This window comes from Kribbella italica, from assembly GCF_014205135.1.
Classification (GTDB): domain Bacteria; phylum Actinomycetota; class Actinomycetes; order Propionibacteriales; family Kribbellaceae; genus Kribbella; species Kribbella italica.
Genome location: NZ_JACHMY010000001.1, coordinates 7,045,643 through 7,062,070, shown reverse-complemented (window position 1 = coordinate 7,062,070; position 16,428 = coordinate 7,045,643). Strand labels below are relative to the sequence as shown.

Below are 16,428 nucleotides of genomic sequence, written 5' to 3'. Positions count from 1 at the left end.
GTACGGCCGACAGCAACGCATTTCTCAACGCACGGTAACCGGTCGCGCCGCCACGAGCCGCATTCGGGTGACGGAAAGCACGGGAAAGCGCGTCGCCCGGCGCTTTCCCGTACCTCCTACCCCGCCCGCACGTGAGGCGCGCACCCGCGAGTCCCGCATGCCGAGACGCTGACCGCTCAGCGAACGAACTTCACATCGGGGTGTCGCGGCGACTCCTTCCACAGCAACGGCTGCGGCCGGCCCTTGAGGAAACGGTCGAAGTACGCCCCGAGGTACGCGCGTTGGGCCGCAACGCTGCGGACCGGGTCGACCGTGCCCAGCAGCCCCTCGACCACTTCGTCCGGTAGGCCGGCGTGACGCGCGAGGCCGGGCGCCGAGAACTGGTAGTCGGCGAAGCTGGCGTGCGTACCGCCGGGCAGGTTGAGGTCGAGCTTCCAGCCGCGCTGGTTGTTCCAGAAGGTGGTCCAGGAGACGTCGTTCATCGGCGCGCCCGGCTGGGACAGGTGGGTGTGGGTCTGCCCACCGAAGAGCAGGAACGGCCGGTCGAGCCCACGCTTGGCCGACTCGATCAGCTCGCCGGCCGGGAAGCCGTACTGCAGGGTGCCGTCCATGTTGACGCCGGCGTCAACCCGCCGGTCGCGCAGCATCGTCTCCGCGGCGGTGAGGCCGCCGAGGCTGTAGCCGAGCATCCCGGTGTGCCGCAGGTCCAGCGACCCGCGCAGTCCGTTCGGCAGCTTGCGGTGCCCGGCGTCCGGGTTGCCACCGGAGGCGAGCTTGCGGAGCTGGTCGAGCACGTACCGGGTGTCGGCGACCCGGACGCTCGTCGCCTTCTTGAGCTCCTCGACCCGGACGACCGCCGGTGCGACCCGACCGCCCGGGAACAGCACCGGCGCCTCACCGGTGTGGTCCATCGTCACCACGACGTAGCCGCGGCTGACCAGGTCCTCGACCAGCTGGGTGCCCATCAGCCGCGACGTGCCGAAGCCGGGCGAGTAGACGACGACAGGGTGCCGCCCGAGCGCCGGTACGCCGGCCCGGGCGTGCGTCGACGCGCCCGCGTAGTCGAGCTGCTCCGGCTTGAGGCCCAGCGGCTCGGTGAGCTCCGCACCGAGCAGCCCCGCGATCTTGGCCGGCACGTACGGCGTCCGCGCGCCGCTGCCCGGGACGGCCGGGTACCAGACGCTCGCCATCAGCTCGCGCGGCTTACCGCTGCCGCTCCACGGATCCTTCCGGGCCCGGTCGACCAGGTGCAGTTCGGTGGTGCCGATCGAGTAGCGGCCGGTCGGCTTCGGGAGCTCCGGGCGGTAGGCGGTCGTGGCCGGCGAGGGCATGGCCGCACTGGCCGTGCCGAGGACATCAGGGTTCAGGGCGAAGGTGGTACCGACGGCGCTCGCGGTCAGGGCGGTCGCGGTCAGCGTGAGCAGGGTTCGGCGTCGCAACGTCATGGCCGCAGTCTTCCGACCGGATCGCTCGGACCGAATCAGCCGAGCGAATGATTTCGCGGCGCCGAAAGGCTGACTCAGCGGACGAAGCCCACCGCCGGGAACTTGCCGGACTCCTTGCGCAGCAGGGATTGCGGCCGGCCGCGCAGGAACTGGTCGAAGAACGCGGCCAGGTAGTCGCGCTGGGCGGTGACGGCCTGGCCCTCGTCGCCCTTGCCGACCAGTTTGCCGACGGCGATCGGGATCAGCTCGTCCTCGCCGTACACGTGGTGGAAGAGCTGGTCGAAGACGAAGCGGAAGTCGCAGAACGCGAAGTGCTCCGATCCCTTCAGCTGCAGGTTCAGCTTCCAGCCCTGCTGGGACTTCCAGAACGCGGCCCAGGACGCGTCGTAGTACGGCGCCTTCGGGTCGAGCCGCTGACTGGTGTCGGAGCCGAAGAGCAGGAACGGGCGCTTCAGCCCCTTCCGGGCGACCTCGCCGACCAGCTTGTCGTCCTTGCTGTCGGACAGCGTGCCGTCGAGGTTCGCCCCGGCCTGCACGCGCCGGTCCTGCAACATCGTGTTCGCGGCCGTGTAGCCGCCGAGCGAGTACCCGAACATGCCGGTACGGCGAAGGTCGAGCCCGTTGCGCAGCCCGCGCGGCAGCTCGCGCTGCTCGGCGTCCGGGTTGCGGCCGGCGTCGACCTGCTCGAGCTGGTTCAGCACGAACCGCGCGTCGGCGGTCCGGGTGTCGACCACGTCGTGGATGAGCTCGGCGGTCGGCGGCTCGTCCGGGTTGTGGCCCGGGACGAACCGGCCGTCGGGGAACTGGACCGGCGTCTCGCCGGTGTGGTCCATGGTGACCACGATGTAGCCCCGGCTGGCCAGGTCCTCGGCCTGCTGGGTGTTGAGGAACCGGCTGAACGGGTAGCCCGGCGAGAACAGGACGACCGGGTGCTTGCCGGACCGGACCGGTACGCCGACCTGGGCGTGTGTGTCGGTGTTGGCGAAGTCGAGCACGGTGCCCGGCAGCCAGAACGCCTCGGACCACTGGCGTCCGACGTACGCGGCGGTCTTCGGCGGCATGTACTTGGCGACCGGGCCGTTGCCGCCGATGCCGGCGGCCGGGTACCAGACGCTGACCATCAGCTCCCGCTTGCCGCTGGGCGCGGTGGAGTCGGCCCGGTCCTGGTCGACCAGGTGCAGCTCGGTGGTGCCCAGGTCGTAGCGGCCGCTCGGCGCGGGCAGGTCGAAGGTGACCGGCGTGTAGTCGGGGTCCTGCGGCTCCGGGTCTGCGGAGGCAGTCAGCGGCGTGGACAGCAGGGCAGCAGCCAGGACGCCGACCAGCGCCTGGTTGATCCTTCGACAGTTCGCCATGCGCAACATCGTCGCCTCACGCACAGTCACCGGGGATCCACCGTCCGATGGAGGACCCGTCTCAACTTCATGACAGCCGAGCTAGTGACAGCGCGACGCCGATCAGTTATCAATAGCCAAAACTGTTCATAGATGCGTGAAGTGAGGCTTTCGTGAGCATCTTTCCAAACCTTAAACGTTCAGCTCTGCTGACTACGGCCTTAGCCGTCCTCGCCGGCGCCTTGGTCGGCACGGCGTCGGCCGAGCCCACCGCCGGCACCTCGCTGGGCAAGGTCACCGCCTTCGCGGCCGACAAAGCGACGTACACGCTGACCGCCGGTCCGGCGAAGGTCCGCGTGGTCTTCGTCAAGGACGACGTGTTCCGGCTCTGGCTCGCCCCGGACGGCGAGTTCACCGACCCGGCCAACACGCCGCCGACCGACCCGACCGCCCCCGCGTCGAACATCGTCGCCAAGACCGACTACGCCACGCCGAAGACCAGTTGGCGCGACCGCGGCAGTTACTACTCGCTGACCACCGGCAAGATCGAGGTGCGCGCGAACAAGTCCCCGCTACGCTTCTCCCTCTACCGGTCGAACGGCCAGCAGGTCTGGTCGGAAACCGCACCGCTGTCCTGGACCGACACCGAAGCCAGCCAGTCGCTGAGTCGCGGCGCGAACGAGCAGTTCTTCGGCGGCGGCATGCAGAACGGCCGCTTCTCGCACCGCGACCAGACCGTCACCGTCTCCCGCGACTTCAACTGGGAGGACGGCGGCAACCCGAACGCCTCGCCGTACTACATGAGCACCGCCGGGTACGGCGTACTGCGCAACACCTTCACCCCCGGCAGCTACTCGTTCGCCGAGCCGGTGGTCACCCGCCACGACGAGAAGCGCTTCGACGCCTACTACTTCGTCGGCGACCTCAAGACCTCGCTGGACCGCTACACCGAGCTGACCGGCCGGCCGTTCATGCCACCGGTCTACGGGCTCGAGTACGGCGACTCCGACTGCTACAACCGCGGCCACTACGCGACCGACCCGGACCCCAGCAACGACTGGAAGGTCCACCCGGACAAGACCACCACGCTGGACGCGGTGAAGGTGGCCCAGAAGTTTCGGGACGAGGACATGCCCGGCGGCTGGATGCTGGTCAACGACGACTACGGCTGCGGCTACTCCGACAACACCGAGTCCGAGCAGGTCGACGGGACCTGGTGGGGCAAGCGGGAGATCGCCCCGCTGAAGCAGACCGGCGAGGAACTGAACAAGCGCGGCATCCAGATGGGTCTGTGGACGCAGTCCTCGCTGGACCGCCAGTCGGCCGAGGTCGGCGAGGCAGGGGTCCGGGTACGCAAGCTGGACGTCGCCTGGGTCGGCCCGGGCTACCGGTACGCGCTGAGCGCCTGCGACACCGCGCACGACGGCATCGAGCAGTACAGCAACGCCCGCGGCTTCGCCTGGATGGTGGAGGGCTGGGCCGGCGCGCAGCGCTGCGCGGTGCAGTGGACCGGCGACCACAGCGGTTCGCTGGACGCGATCAAGTGGCAGATCCCCGCGATCACCGGCTCCGGCAACTCCGGTATCGCCTACAGCGCCGGGGACATCGACGGCATCTTCGGCGGCTCCCCCACCAGCTACGTGCGCGACCTGCAGTGGAAGGCGTTCACGCCGGCGCTGATGACGATGTCGGGGTGGGCCACTCCGGCGTACAAGCAGCCCTGGACGTACGGCGAGCCGTACACGGCCATCAACCGCAAGTACCTCAAGCTGCGCGAGCGGCTGCTGCCCTACTTCTACTCGTACGCCGCCGAGGCGCACCGGACCGGCGCCCCGCTGAACCGGTCGCTGGTGCTGGAGTACCCGACCGACCCGAACACCTGGGGCGACGCGGCCAAGTACGAGTTCCTGGCCGGCAAGGAGTTCCTGGTCGCGCCGAGCTGGAGCGCCGACGAGGTGAAGAGCGGCATCTACCTGCCCAAGGGCCGCTGGATCGACTACTGGACCGGCAAGGTCTACCAGGGCCCGACGACGGTCAACGGCTACCACGCTCCGCTCGACACGCTGCCGCTGTTCGTCAAGGCGGGCGCCGTCGTCCCGATGTGGAAGAGCGGCATCAACACCGCCACCGAGCAGGGCTTCGGCGACCGGCTGACGGTCGACGTCTACCCGGAGGGCAAGTCGTCGTTCGACCTGTACGAGGACGACCGGGTCACCCGCAACTACAAGGAGAACAAGTCCGCCACGCAGAAGCTGCAGGTCGACGCTCCGACCACCGGTCGCGGCGACGTGACGGTGAAGATCGGTGAGAGCCGCGGCTCGTACGCCGGCAAGCCGAGCACCCGTCCGTACGAGCTGACCGTCCACACCGGGACGCCGCCGCGCGACGTGACGCTCGACCACCGCAAGCTCACCAAGCTGGTCAGCAAGAACGCCTACCTGGCCGCCTCCTCCGGCTGGTACTACGAGAACGGCGTCGTCCTGGTGAAGACCACTGCGATCTCCACCAGCAAGTCCGCCACGGTCCGACTGTCCCAGACCACCTCCGTCGGTGGTGGCAGGACGGTCACGGACACCTTCGGCACTCCGGAGCTCAGCAGCCCGTCGCTCTGGAACGCCCCCGGCCAGGCCACTGAGGTCACGGCCACCTTCAAGAACGCCGGTACGACGACCATGCGCGACGTCCGGCTGGTCCCGAACCTCCCGGCCGGCTGGACCGCCACCGGGAGCAGCACGTTCGCCAAGGTCGACCCGGGCAAGACCGTCACCACCAAGCTCCAGGTGACACCGGCCGCGTCCGTGAAACCGGCCTCGTTCACGCTGCGGCTCGACGCGACGTACAAGGTGGGCAACGCGTCGTACAGGAACAGCACGGTCGCGACCGCCCAGTTGCCGTACGCATCGCTGTCCCAGGCGGCGAACGTGGTCGGCGTGACGGACGCGAACACCTATGCCCAGGGCAACTTCGACGGCGCCGGCAACAGCTTCAACGGTGAAGCACTCGCCACCGCTGGATACGCCCCAGGCGCCAAGGTCACCGTCCAGGGCGCAGAGTTCACCTGGCCGACCGGAGCTCCCGGTACGGCGAACCTGGTGAAGGACCAGTCCGCGCCGATCCTGGTGTCCGGTACCGGTTCGCACCTGGCACTGCTCGGTGCCGGGGCCAGCTTGAATGCCAAGGGCAACGTCACCGTCGTCTACACCGATGGCACCGAGTCCCAGGCACCGCTGCAACTACCGAACTGGTGCTGCCAGGACCCCACCACCGGCGGCGCCAAGGAAGCAGTGTCGGTGAAGGGCCGCTACACCGCGAGCGGCCTGGCCAACACGACCACCGACTACCGGGTCTTCTACACCGCTGTACCACTGACCACAGGCAAGACCGCCAAGGCCATCAAGCTCCCCGCCGGCGGACTCGGCTTCTTCGCCGCCACCCTCGCGGACAAGTAGCAATTGGCCGGGACGCAGTATGCAAGGGCAACCACCGTCGGCCGTGTGGTGAAGCACACACCGGATCTGCCGGCGCGCGGCTGACCTGCGAGGACTCCTGACCGAAAGGGCAACGCGGGAGAGCGCAACCGTCTTTCGGCTGGACTTTCCCTGAGACCACCCCCGGAACCCACCTGCCCGCCAGTCAGGGGGAACAACAGGTGGGTTCCGGTGGCAACCAGGCCCTCCGGCATGACACGCTTCGTGCTGGTACGGCCATGGCCCCCTCCCATGGTGGTGCCAGCGCCACCATCCAAGTGGTGCAAACACCATCGGTGCTGGTCCTCGTGACGGCTACTTTCGAAGCAGACGAAAGCCGTTGCCGGGCAGCTGTTGCAGAGAGGGCGCGTGGGAGTCATGGTTGCGACATACCTGAAGAAGTGGGTCGGCAGCCGGCTGCTGAACAGGACCAGCCGCAGGGGTGGTCTGGACCTGTCGAAGATGAAGATGTTCCCCCGTCAGGTGTCGATGCCGCTGCGCCGCAACGGGCTCGACCCGGTGCCGGAGATGGAACGGATCCGCGAGACGGAGCCGGTGCACAAGCTGGCCCACCTGTTCGGCATGAACGTGTTCATGGTCAGCGGGTACGCCGAGGCCAAGGCCGTACTGGCCGACAGCACCAACTTCAGCAACGACATCCGCCCGCTGATCGCCTCGGACCCGAACAAGCCGTCCGAGGGCATCGGGGGCCTGGGCTTCACCGACCCGCCGGACCACACCCGCCTGCGCAAGCTGCTCACGCCGGAGTTCACCAAGCGCCGGCTGGCCCGGCTGGAGCCGGCGATCGAGAAGATCGTCAACGACCAGCTCGACCTGATGGAGGCCAAGGGCCCGGTCGCCGACATCGTCGCGGACTTCGCCTTCAACGTGCCGTTCCTGCTGATCGCCGATCTGCTCGGCGTCGAGGAGGACGACCGCGACCGGTTCCGCGCGCTCGGCCCGGCCCGGTTCGACCTGTCCGGCGGCGGGATCGGCGTGTTCGGCTCGGCGAGCGAGTCGCGCGACTTCCTGTTCGAGATCGTCCGCAAGCAGCGCAAGAACCCCGGTGACGGCCTGATCGGCTCGATCATCCGCGAGCAGGGCGACAGCATCGACGACATCGAGCTCGGCGGCCTGGCCGACGGCGTCTTCCTCGGCGGGTACGAGACCTCGGCCAGCATGCTCGCGCTCGGCACGCTGGTGCTGCTGCGCGACCCGGAGAACTTCGCCCGGATCCGGAACGAGCCGGGCGCGGTCGACGCGATCGTCGAGGAGCTGCTGCGCTACCTGACCGTCGTACAGGTCGCGTTCCCGCGGTTCGCCAAGCACGACCAGGAACTGTTCGGCCACCAGGTGAAGAAGGGCGACCTGGTCGCGGTGTCGCTGTCCGGCGCCGACCGGGACAAGGAGATCTTCGGCCCGAACGCCGAGAGCTTCTGGCCCGAGCGGGTCCCCGCCGCGCACCTCGCGTTCGGGCACGGCATGCACCGCTGCGTCGGCGCCGAGCTGGCCCGCATGGAACTGCGCGCCGCGTTCACCGCGCTGGCCCACCGTTTCCCCGACCTGTCGCTCGCGGTCGCCGAGGAGCAGCTGCGCTTCCGCGACTTCTCGATCGTGTACGGCGTCGAGTCGCTGCCGGTCCAGCTGCACGCGACGGCCGGCAGCCGTCAAGCGGCCGGCTGAACGTTTCACTCTCCCTGGTGACGCACTGGATTCGTAAGACTCCGTCAAGTCAGGGACCGGTAATCAGCTGACCCCGTGACAGCGCGGTCACTCAGGACCACAATGGGCGGTCCGGCTCGACCCTGCGAGCTGGACCGGACCAGGAGGGCCTGCAGCACCATGGGGATGGACGGGGGTCCACACACCGCCCGGATCGCGGCGGCGATGACGCTGGCACAGTCCGGTGGCCACCACGCCGCGGCCGTGGAGATCGAGGCGATCCGGACCGAGCTCGGTCCGGATCCGAGCTACGCGCTGGCCGCCGCGGAGTACGTGCGCGGCGTCACCGCGCACCACGCCAGCGACGCCGACGAGGCCCTCGCGGCGGTCGACGCCTGTCTGGACGTCGCCCGCGCGATCGACGAGCCCGGCTGGGAGGCGAACGCCTTCCCGATCAGGATCATCAACCTGGCCCGCAGCGGTCGCGGCGGCGACACGGTGGCCGACCTGGTCGCGGCCGAAGCAGCACTCAGCCGTACGACGGACGCCGGGCTCGCCGCCTGGGCGCACACCGGCCTCGGCTACGCGTACGACGTACTGCGGTTGTTCGAGCTGTGCATCCCGCACTACGAGGCCGCGACGCAGACCGACGCCGACGTGTTCGAGCTGGCCGAGTCGGAGGCGATCGACCGGCTGAACCTCGCCGAGACCTACCTGCGGTGGACGCACGAGCTGGAGCGGCTCGGCGATCCGTCGTACCAGCAGGAGATTCGGGAGCGGCTCGCGTCGGCGGCGTACTGGGCGAGGGACGCCACCCGGGTCATCGTCGACGACGAGAACCAGGAGTACTGGCGGGTGAGTGCGCGGCTCTGGCTGGCGGCGGCGCGGACCGTCGACGACCCGGCGGCCGCCGCGGACGAGCTGATCGAGTGCCGCGACCAGATCAGCAAGCTGGGCGAAACAGAGCGGCTGGCGATCGCTGGGGCCTACCTGGCAAGGGCTTTGGAGCGTTCGGGTGAGCTGGAGAAGGCGCAGGCGGCCGCTGCCCGGGCGGTCGACGACCTGATCCCGTTGGCCGATCCGGCGACGCAGATGCTGGTCCTGCAGATCAGGTCGGAGCTGGCCGCTGTCGCCGGTGACCCAGGAGCCCTTGCAGGGTTGGATTATGCGCACTCCGTGGCGCGGGCCTGGTGGAAGGAACGACGGCGCGCGCTGAACGCCGTACGGTACGCACTGGACGCGCACGACCTGTCCGCGCGGCACGACGCCGAGTGGCACGCGGCCCGGCAGGACCCGCTGACCGGGATCGGCAACCGCCGGGCGATGGACGAGCGGCTGACCGCGGCCCGCGACTCGCAGCGCGCGGTCACGCTGCTGGCCCTCGACGTGGACCGGCTGAAGATCGTCAACGACACCTTCGGGCACGCCTGCGGGGACGAATTGCTGCAGGTTGTGGCAAACCTCCTGGTAGAACAGGCCCGGTCGACCGACGCTGTGATTCGATCGGGAGGCGACGAGTTCTTCGTGGTGCTGGACCAGCCGGACGCGAAGGGCGGGTACCAGCTGGCCGAGCGGATCCGGGCGGCGGTGGCCGGGATCGCGGCGGGGACGGCCAAACCCTGGCTGGCCGAGCTGGGCCTGAGCATCGGGTACGCGGCGACCGCCGAAGGGGTACCGGTCGACCGGCTCGTCCCACTGGCCGACAGCCGGCTGTACGAGGACAAACGCCGCAACAGGTGAGTGAGAGTGGAGGGTGGGTGCGGGAGACGTCGGGGGTGACCGCGCGGATCGCAGCGGCGATGGCGCGAGCCCAGTCGGGCAGTCCGGCCGAGGCGATGCTGGACATCCACCGGCTGCTGACCGACCTCGGGCCTGAGCCGACGCCGGAACGGGCCGCGGCCGAGTACGTCCGGGCCGTCGCGGCCCACCACGGCACCGACGCCGAGGAGGCGCTGGACGCGGTCGACGGCTGCATCCGGATCGCCCGCACGATCGACGAACCCGGCTGGGAGGCGAACGCGCTCGCGCTGCGGATCGTCACGCTGATCCGGACCGGCGAGGGCGGCGACTCGGTCACCGACCTCGTGGCGGCCGAGAACGCCCTGTCCCGCACGCACGACGCCGGCCTGGCCAGCTGGGCGCACACCGGCCTCGGCTACGCCTACGACCTGCTCAGGCTGTTCGAGCTGTGCATCCCGCACTTCGAGGAAGCCGCCGCGACCATGAGCGACCCGCTCGGGCTGCCGGAGGCGCCGGTGATCGACCGGCTCAACCTGGCCGAGTCCAACCTGCGCTGGGCCCACGAGATGGAGCGGCTGGGCGACTCGTCGTACGACGAGCAGATCGCGGTACGGCGGTCCGAGGCCCGGCGCTGGGCGGCCGACGCGAACCAGGCGATCGTCGGCGCGGATCTGCTGGGCTACTGGCCGATGGCCGGGCGGATGTGGCTCGCGGCGAGCAACTGGGACGCCGAGCCGGCCGAGGCGGCGGTGATCCTCAAGGACTGCCGGGACCAGCTCGCCAAGCTCGGGGACCTGGAGCTGGCCGCGATCGCCGGGGCCTACCTGGCCAAGACCTACGCGGCGCTCGGCCAGCTCGACAACGCGATCGAAGCGGCCGCCCACGCCGGCACCGACCTGCCGCCGACGTCGGACCCGCCGGTCGAGGCGCTGGTCCGGCACACCGCCGTACAGATCGTTGCTGACTCCGGTGACGCCGGCGCGGCTGCTGGACTGCAGTACGCACGCGCCATCACCAGGGGCTGGTGGGCCGAGCGGCTGCGCGGTCTGTACGCCGTACGCAGCGCCTTGGCATCGCACGAGCTGTCCATCCGGCACGACGCCGAGTGGCGTGCCGCTCGAGAGGACCCGCTGACCGGCGTGGGCAACCGACGGGCTCTGGACGAGCGGATGAGCGCCGCGCTGGACTCCGGCCGCTCGATCGCCGTGATCGCGATCGACGTCGACAACCTCAAGGTCGTCAACGACAGCCACGGCCACGCCTCCGGCGACGAGGTGCTGCGCCGCGTCGCCCAACTGCTCACCGAGCAGTCACGCGCCGAGGACGTGGTGGTCCGGGCCGGCGGCGACGAGTTCGTCGTCGTGCTCGACAACCCCGACGAACGCGGCGCCCGCGAACTGGTCGAACGCATCCGCACCGCCGCCGAACGCGTCGCCGCGAGCGCCGCCGAGCCCTGGTTCGGCATGCTCCGCCTCAGCATCGGCCAGGCCTCCAGCACCGACGGAGTCCCGATCACCGAACTCCTCACCGAGGCCGACCGCCGCATGTACGCCGAGAAGCGCAACCGCCGCCGCTGACCGTTTGCTGTCAGGCCCTCGGCGCGGCCGGCGCGAGACCTACCGTGGGCGCCATGCCGCTGCCCGCCCGCCTCGGCGCCGACCTCCTCGAGCTCTTCGAACCGGTCGCGTACTACTTGCATCGGTACCCGCAGCAGCCGCCGTACGTCCACTGGCTGGCGGACCGCGTCTGCTCGAAGGTCCGCGGGCTGTACAAGTGGGCGCAGGTGAAGGACGCCCTGGAGGACGTCATCCCCCTGACCACGGAGGTGGAGGCGTTCCTCGACCGCGGGCTGCTGCCGTCCCCGATGGTCACCTTCGAGGACGTGCTCGCCGACGCGGCCCGCCGGATCGAGTCGGTCGCCGTCTCCGGCGACACCGAGTTCGCACACGGCCGGCGCGCCGGTCTGCGAGCGGCAGCCGTCCGGATCCGGGACTGGCACCGCGATTCCCTCCTCGACAAGCCCACGGTCCCGCGCCCTCCCGCGACCGAGACGCTGACCAAGGCGGCACGCCACGTGATCGTTCCGGACCGCAACCCCGTCGACAAGGTCCAGCGGGCGCTGTCCGCGCTCATGGACGACGGCCGGCCGGTGGACCGTGAGGTCGCCCGTCTGATCGTGGGGAGGCTTCCGACGGCAGCCGAGATGCTCGCCGACCGCGACGAGCTGCGCCGCCGGTTGCGGCGGCTGTGGGAACTCGAGCAGACGATCCGCCTGGACTGGGATCCGACCCCCGAGCGGTTGCGGGAACGGGCGGAGCTGGCCGCCGAGATCGACCAGCTGGCCAGGACCATGGCACCGGCCGGAGCGCACGGCAGCAGCTACGGGCAGGGTTTCGCCGCCGGCTTCGGCCGGGCGCAGGGCGTCCTCCGGGAGATGGCCGACGACGTCCGCGGCGTCTGGCTGCCGGGGCTGACGGCCGAGGACGTCGACTTCGCCGGTCAGTAGTCCAGGAAGCCTTCCACGACGAGGTTCCTGATCTGTGGCAGGTACTCGGCGTACAGGTTGTCGCGGTCGAGGATGGTGGCCAGGGCGTCGAGGATCTGGCCGGTGGTGAGGTCACCGTCGCAGGCGCCGACGAAGCCGGCCAGGACGGTGTCGGCCTGCTCGGCGCGTCGCATGCCGCGTTGGCGGCGCAGGACGATGGTGGCCGGGTCCTCCGCGCCGGGCGGGCCGGCGGTCTCCTGGACGACGTCGTCGGCCAGCTTGAGGTGCAGGCCGGTCAGATCGTCCGGCACGCCTTCCTGGCGCTGGAAGCGGTGCAGGACGTGCGGGCCGATCGGCTGCTCGATCTCGTACGGCCAGGCCTCGGCGTCCGTCGTACCGGGGACGTTGTGCAGGGTGATCCAGCCCATGCCGATCGCCTCGACCTGCTGGTCGTCCAGCCAGGCCAGCCACTCGTCGTACCGCTGCGTGTACTCCGGCCGGCCGTGCAGGCCCGCGTCCCGCAACCACAGCTCGACGTACTCGGCCGGGTCCAGCTGCTCGCGCTGCACGGCCCAGCTGGACCGGTCGCCGGTCCAGCCTGCGATGCGCTCCTGCCAGTCCTGGCCGCGTACACAGGTCCAGTTGGCCAGCAGCTGGCACCAGCCGCCGTCGGTGAGGTGCTGCGGCGCCTGCCGGACCAGCTGCTCGACCACAGCGTCTCCAACGAAGCCGGTCTCGCGGTAGGTCAGCTTGCCGTCGCTCGGCGGTGCGATGACGTACGGCGGGTTGCTGACGATCAGGTCGAAGCGCTGACCCTCCACCGGCTCGTAGAGCGACCCGTCGCGCACGTCCAGCTCGACCCGGTTCAGCGCGGCCGTCCAGCGCGTCAACTGCAAGGCGCGAGGGTTCACGTCGGTGGCGACGATGTGGTTCGCCCGCTCGGACAGGTGCAGCGCCTGGATGCCGCAGCCGGTGCCCAGGTCGAGTGCGCTCTCCACCTTCAACGGCACGGTCAGCTTCACCAGACTCAGGCTGGCCGGAGCGATCCCGAGCACGTAATCGGACCGTATCGGCGCCCGCCGGCCGTCCAGCCCCGGCGTCGGGTCCGCGACCACCCACCAGGCGCGGTCGTCCTCGGCGAACGGCCGGACGTCGATCGCGGCGACCACCTCGTCGCCCTGCGCGACAATGATGCCCAGGGCAAGCAATTCGTGCAGAATCTCCTTGTCCAGAAGAGATCCCGGCACCGGACGCTGCAGCAGGAACAGCCGGATCAGCGTGTCGAGCGGGTCACCACCACTGGTCCGCCGGTACGCCAACGTGGTCTCGTTGCGCGCCAACGCCGCGTTGGCCCGGCTCCCCAACCGCTCGGCCACACCGTCGACGGTGTAGTCCGCCGTCTCGAACAGTCCACGCAACCGATCCACCAGACCACTCGACAGGTCACTCATGCCCCCATCCTCGCGCACGCCGCTGCGTTCACAGAAAGTACGGCGTCGCCATCCGGAGTACCTCGGCGAGCTTGGCGCGGACCAGGTCGCGGTGCGGGACCTGCTGCACCGCGTCGCCGATCCGGACGCCCTGGTCGACCAGGACGTAGACGGCGCGCAGGGTGCGCATGGTGTTGGTGATCTCCGGGCGGACGCCGTCCGGTGGCGGGTTGCCCAGCGCGCGGCCGGCCGGGTCGAGCCAGTCGGTCACGTCGGTCTCGAGCAGGTCGGCGCGGGTCAGCGTCGACGCCAGGGCGAAGCCGAGCCGGTCGTCCTCCAGGTCGCGCAGCACGTAGTCCGTGGGGGTCAGGATCCGCCCGATGCCGAGCCGGAGCATCTCCACCGGCTCCACCGCCGGGAACCGCCCGAGCGTGCCGAGCAGGTCGGCCCCGTGCGCGACGGCGTGCAGCCAGCCGAGCTCGGCGTCGTACCCGCGCAGGTCCTCCTCGGCGACGTACCAGCGCTCGAACGGCGGCACCCAGGTCGGCTCGAACACCCCGACCGACACGATCGCGTCGAGGATCAGCGGCGCGAACGTCCGGACCTGGACCTGCGGATCGGTGAACCGCTCGATCATCTCGTCACCGAGTCCGCGCAGCAGCTCCGGGGACAGCAGGCCCTTGGCGATCCAGGTCGCCAAGGTCGCGTAAGCCTGCCCGTCGCGCACGGCCGGGTCAGGGGACCGCAGCAGCCCCGACAACTCGGCCACCAACTCCGGGAGCGGACGATCGGCCGGAACCTCGAAACCCTCAGCGCGCACCCGCGCCCAGTCGGTCATGACAGGGAACCTAACCAATCAGGAACCGGCCCGCCACTCAGGCCCGGACAGACAACCAGCCCGTGGGGTGTCCGTTGTCACGGACACTCCACGGGCTGTCGGCCAAGACCCCTCAGCCTGGCCGGGTGGTAGGCCGCCGGTTCCCCTGATCCGGCGGCCGTCTGTGGGGCGTCAGGCGTCGCGCTTGCTGGCGCTCAGCAGCGCCAGGATCATCAGCGCGGCGGCCCAGCCGGCGAAGTACAGCAGGGCCCACCAGGGGCTCAGCGCGTAGTCGGTGCCGCCGGCGAACTCGCCGGCGAGTCCCATCTCCTGTCCCTGGTTCAGGAACGAGCTGCCGTTGGCGAACGGCGCCCACTTGGCCAGGTCGTCGCCGATCTTGGGGATCAGCGTGAACAGGCTCTCCACCAGCAGCGGCCAGAGGATCAGGATCGCGATCGCTCCGGCGCTCTGCCGGATCAGGATGCCGACCGCCACGGCGATCACCGCGGACAGGGCGAACACGATGCCCTGACCGGCCAGCAGCCGCCACTCGGCGCCGGTGTTGATCGACAGGTCGGCACCGCCGGCCAGCAGGCTGCCGATCAGCCACGCGCCGAAGGACGCGATCAGACCGACCAGGCCGGCCAGCACGGCGACCACGAAGGTCTTGCCGAGCAGCAGCGCCGCCCGCTGCGGAACGGCCTGGAAGCTGGTCCGGATGGTGCCGAACCGGTACTCGGTGGTGACCGCCAGCGCGGCCATCACCATCATCACCATCTGGCTGAGCTGGGCTCCGCCCTGGGTCATGAAGACGGTCGCCGACGCCTCGTCACTGGCGTCCAGGAAGGCCGTCGACAGGGCCGCCAGCCCGATCGTGAGCACGGCGGCGATGATCATGCACCACCACGGCGAGCGGGTGGTGAAGAGCTTGATCCGCTCGACTGCGATGACCGACATCTCAGTTGTCCTCTCGTGGCCCGGAGACCGTCTCGACGCCGGAGACCGGCGGTACGCCGAGTGCGCCGGCGACACCCGGAGCAGGCTGGGCACCGTCCTGCGCGTGGTACTGGACCGAGTCGCCGGTCAGCTCCATGAAGGCCTGCTCCAGCGAGCCGCGCTGCTGGGTCAGCTCGTGCAGGACGACGCCCTGCGCGGCGGCCAGCTCGCCGACCTGGTCGGTGGTCACGTCGCCGTCGACGTACAGGACCTTGGTGTCCTGGTCGCCGGCCTCGACGCGGGTGGTCAGTTGCTGCTGCTGCAGCACCGCCTGCAACTGGTCCAGCTGCGGGGTGCGGACCTTGATCGTGCTGCCGCTGGCCCGCTCGACGAACTCGGCGGTCGAGCTCTGCGCGATCAGCCGGCCGCGGCCGATCACGATCAGCTCCTCGGCGGTCAGCGCCATCTCCGACAGCAGGTGGCTGGAGACCAGCACCGTGCGGCCTTCCGAGGCCAGCCGCTGCATGAAGGTCCGGATCCAGACGATGCCCTCGGGGTCGAGGCCGTTGACCGGCTCGTCGAAGAGCAGAATCCGCGGGTCGCCGAGCAGGGCGCCGGCGATGCCGAGCCGCTGCGACATGCCGAGCGAGTACGCCCCGGCACGCTTGTTGGCGACCTCGGTCAGGCCGACCATGTCCAGCACCTTGTCGACGCTGTTCTTCGGCAGCCGGTTCGACGCGGCCATCCAGGACAGGTGCGCGCGGGCGGACCGGTTCGGGTGCACCCACTTCGCGTCCAGCAGCGCGCCGATCTCGGTCAGCGGCTGCCGCAGGTCCCGGTAGCGTTTGCCGTCGATCCGGACGTCGCCGGAGGTCGGGGTGTCGAGTCCGAGGATCATCCGCATGGTGGTGGACTTACCGGCCCCGTTCGGGCCGAGGAAGCCGGTCACCTTGCCGGGTTTCACCTCGAAGGACAGGTTGTCAACGGCAACGGTTGCGCCGTATCGCTTGGTGAGGCTCTGTGCCTCGATCATCGCCGTACTCCTCGTTCGGTAGCGCGCCGGATGTCAGGGCGGGCAGTCCATCTCAGTATCGAGCCGGGACCCCCGGATCGCA

The 16,428-nt window shown here is 70.0% G+C and carries 11 protein-coding genes; 5 read left to right on the top strand and 6 right to left on the bottom strand.

All coding sequences use genetic code 11. From position 1 onward, the window contains the following. Positions 1-176: 176 nt before the first annotated feature. Positions 177-1,445: an alpha/beta hydrolase family protein gene (locus HDA39_RS32940; protein ID WP_184801866.1), complete on the bottom strand. Its 1,269-nt coding sequence runs from the start codon at positions 1,443-1,445 to the stop codon at positions 177-179. Positions 1,446-1,519: 74 nt separating this feature from the next. Further along, positions 1,520-2,797 (bottom strand): alpha/beta hydrolase family protein, encoded by a 1,278-nt coding sequence (locus HDA39_RS32935; RefSeq protein WP_184801864.1) that lies wholly within the window; start codon positions 2,795-2,797, stop codon positions 1,520-1,522. A 152-nt stretch (positions 2,798-2,949) separates the two neighbouring features. Between HDA39_RS32935 and HDA39_RS32930 the strand changes: the two genes are divergently transcribed. The 5 genes from HDA39_RS32930 to HDA39_RS32910 all read left to right on the top strand — a co-directional run bounded on the left by HDA39_RS32930 (position 2,950) and on the right by HDA39_RS32910 (position 12,151). Further along, a complete protein-coding gene (locus HDA39_RS32930; RefSeq protein ID WP_202893188.1) occupies positions 2,950-6,225 on the top strand; it encodes a TIM-barrel domain-containing protein in 3,276 nt (1,091 codons plus the stop codon). 396 nt (positions 6,226-6,621) lie between these two features. Continuing rightward, entirely contained in the window at positions 6,622-7,926 is a 1,305-nt protein-coding gene (locus HDA39_RS32925; protein ID WP_202893187.1) for a cytochrome P450, read from the top strand. A gap of 159 nt (positions 7,927-8,085) precedes the next feature. Next, positions 8,086-9,645, top strand: coding sequence for a GGDEF domain-containing protein (locus HDA39_RS32920; RefSeq protein WP_184801860.1), 1,560 nt, complete (start codon positions 8,086-8,088; stop codon positions 9,643-9,645). A 17-nt stretch (positions 9,646-9,662) separates the two neighbouring features. Next, positions 9,663-11,222 carry a GGDEF domain-containing protein gene (locus HDA39_RS32915; protein ID WP_337925996.1) on the top strand — a complete coding sequence of 520 codons (1,560 nt, stop codon included), beginning with the start codon at positions 9,663-9,665 and terminating at the stop codon, positions 11,220-11,222. 53 nt (positions 11,223-11,275) lie between these two features. Continuing rightward, positions 11,276-12,151, top strand: a complete 876-nt coding sequence (locus HDA39_RS32910) for a hypothetical protein (RefSeq protein WP_184801858.1) — start codon at positions 11,276-11,278, stop codon at positions 12,149-12,151. On the opposite strand, the gene HDA39_RS32905 is transcribed toward HDA39_RS32910, so the two are convergent. The 4 genes from HDA39_RS32905 to HDA39_RS32890 form a co-directional block, all read right to left on the bottom strand. Beyond that, positions 12,145-13,581 (bottom strand): DUF7059 domain-containing protein, encoded by a 1,437-nt coding sequence (locus tag HDA39_RS32905; protein WP_184801856.1) that lies wholly within the window; start codon positions 13,579-13,581, stop codon positions 12,145-12,147. The genes HDA39_RS32910 and HDA39_RS32905 overlap by 7 nt on opposite strands. Before the next feature lie 28 nt (positions 13,582-13,609). Continuing rightward, the gene (locus HDA39_RS32900; protein WP_184801854.1) at positions 13,610-14,398 is read right to left on the bottom strand and encodes a DUF2785 domain-containing protein; all 789 of its coding nucleotides are present in this window, start codon (positions 14,396-14,398) and stop codon (positions 13,610-13,612) included. Positions 14,399-14,569: 171 nt separating this feature from the next. Then, positions 14,570-15,334 carry an ABC transporter permease gene (locus HDA39_RS32895; RefSeq protein ID WP_184801852.1) on the bottom strand — a complete coding sequence of 255 codons (765 nt, stop codon included), beginning with the start codon at positions 15,332-15,334 and terminating at the stop codon, positions 14,570-14,572. A 1-nt stretch (position 15,335) separates the two neighbouring features. Beyond that, positions 15,336-16,346, bottom strand: a complete 1,011-nt coding sequence (locus HDA39_RS32890) for an ABC transporter ATP-binding protein (RefSeq protein WP_184801850.1) — start codon at positions 16,344-16,346, stop codon at positions 15,336-15,338. Positions 16,347-16,428 lie beyond the last annotated feature (82 nt).

Bases quoted from the DNA above. Each gene is read 5' to 3' on its own strand.
- HDA39_RS32895 (WP_184801852.1), bottom strand. From the start codon at position 15,334: ATGTCGGTCATCGCAGTCGAGCGGATCAAGCTCTTCACCACCCGCTCG.
- HDA39_RS32900 (WP_184801854.1), bottom strand. From the start codon at position 14,398: ATGACCGACTGGGCGCGGGTGCGCGCTGAGGGTTTCGAGGTTCCGGCC.
- HDA39_RS32890 (WP_184801850.1), bottom strand. From the start codon at position 16,346: ATGATCGAGGCACAGAGCCTCACCAAGCGATACGGCGCAACCGTTGCC.
- HDA39_RS32910 (WP_184801858.1), top strand. From the start codon at position 11,276: ATGCCGCTGCCCGCCCGCCTCGGCGCCGACCTCCTCGAGCTCTTCGAA.
- HDA39_RS32925 (WP_202893187.1), top strand. From the start codon at position 6,622: ATGGTTGCGACATACCTGAAGAAGTGGGTCGGCAGCCGGCTGCTGAAC.
- HDA39_RS32940 (WP_184801866.1), bottom strand. From the start codon at position 1,445: ATGACGTTGCGACGCCGAACCCTGCTCACGCTGACCGCGACCGCCCTG.
- HDA39_RS32905 (WP_184801856.1), bottom strand. From the start codon at position 13,581: ATGAGTGACCTGTCGAGTGGTCTGGTGGATCGGTTGCGTGGACTGTTC.
- HDA39_RS32935 (WP_184801864.1), bottom strand. From the start codon at position 2,797: ATGGCGAACTGTCGAAGGATCAACCAGGCGCTGGTCGGCGTCCTGGCT.
- HDA39_RS32920 (WP_184801860.1), top strand. From the start codon at position 8,086: ATGGGGATGGACGGGGGTCCACACACCGCCCGGATCGCGGCGGCGATG.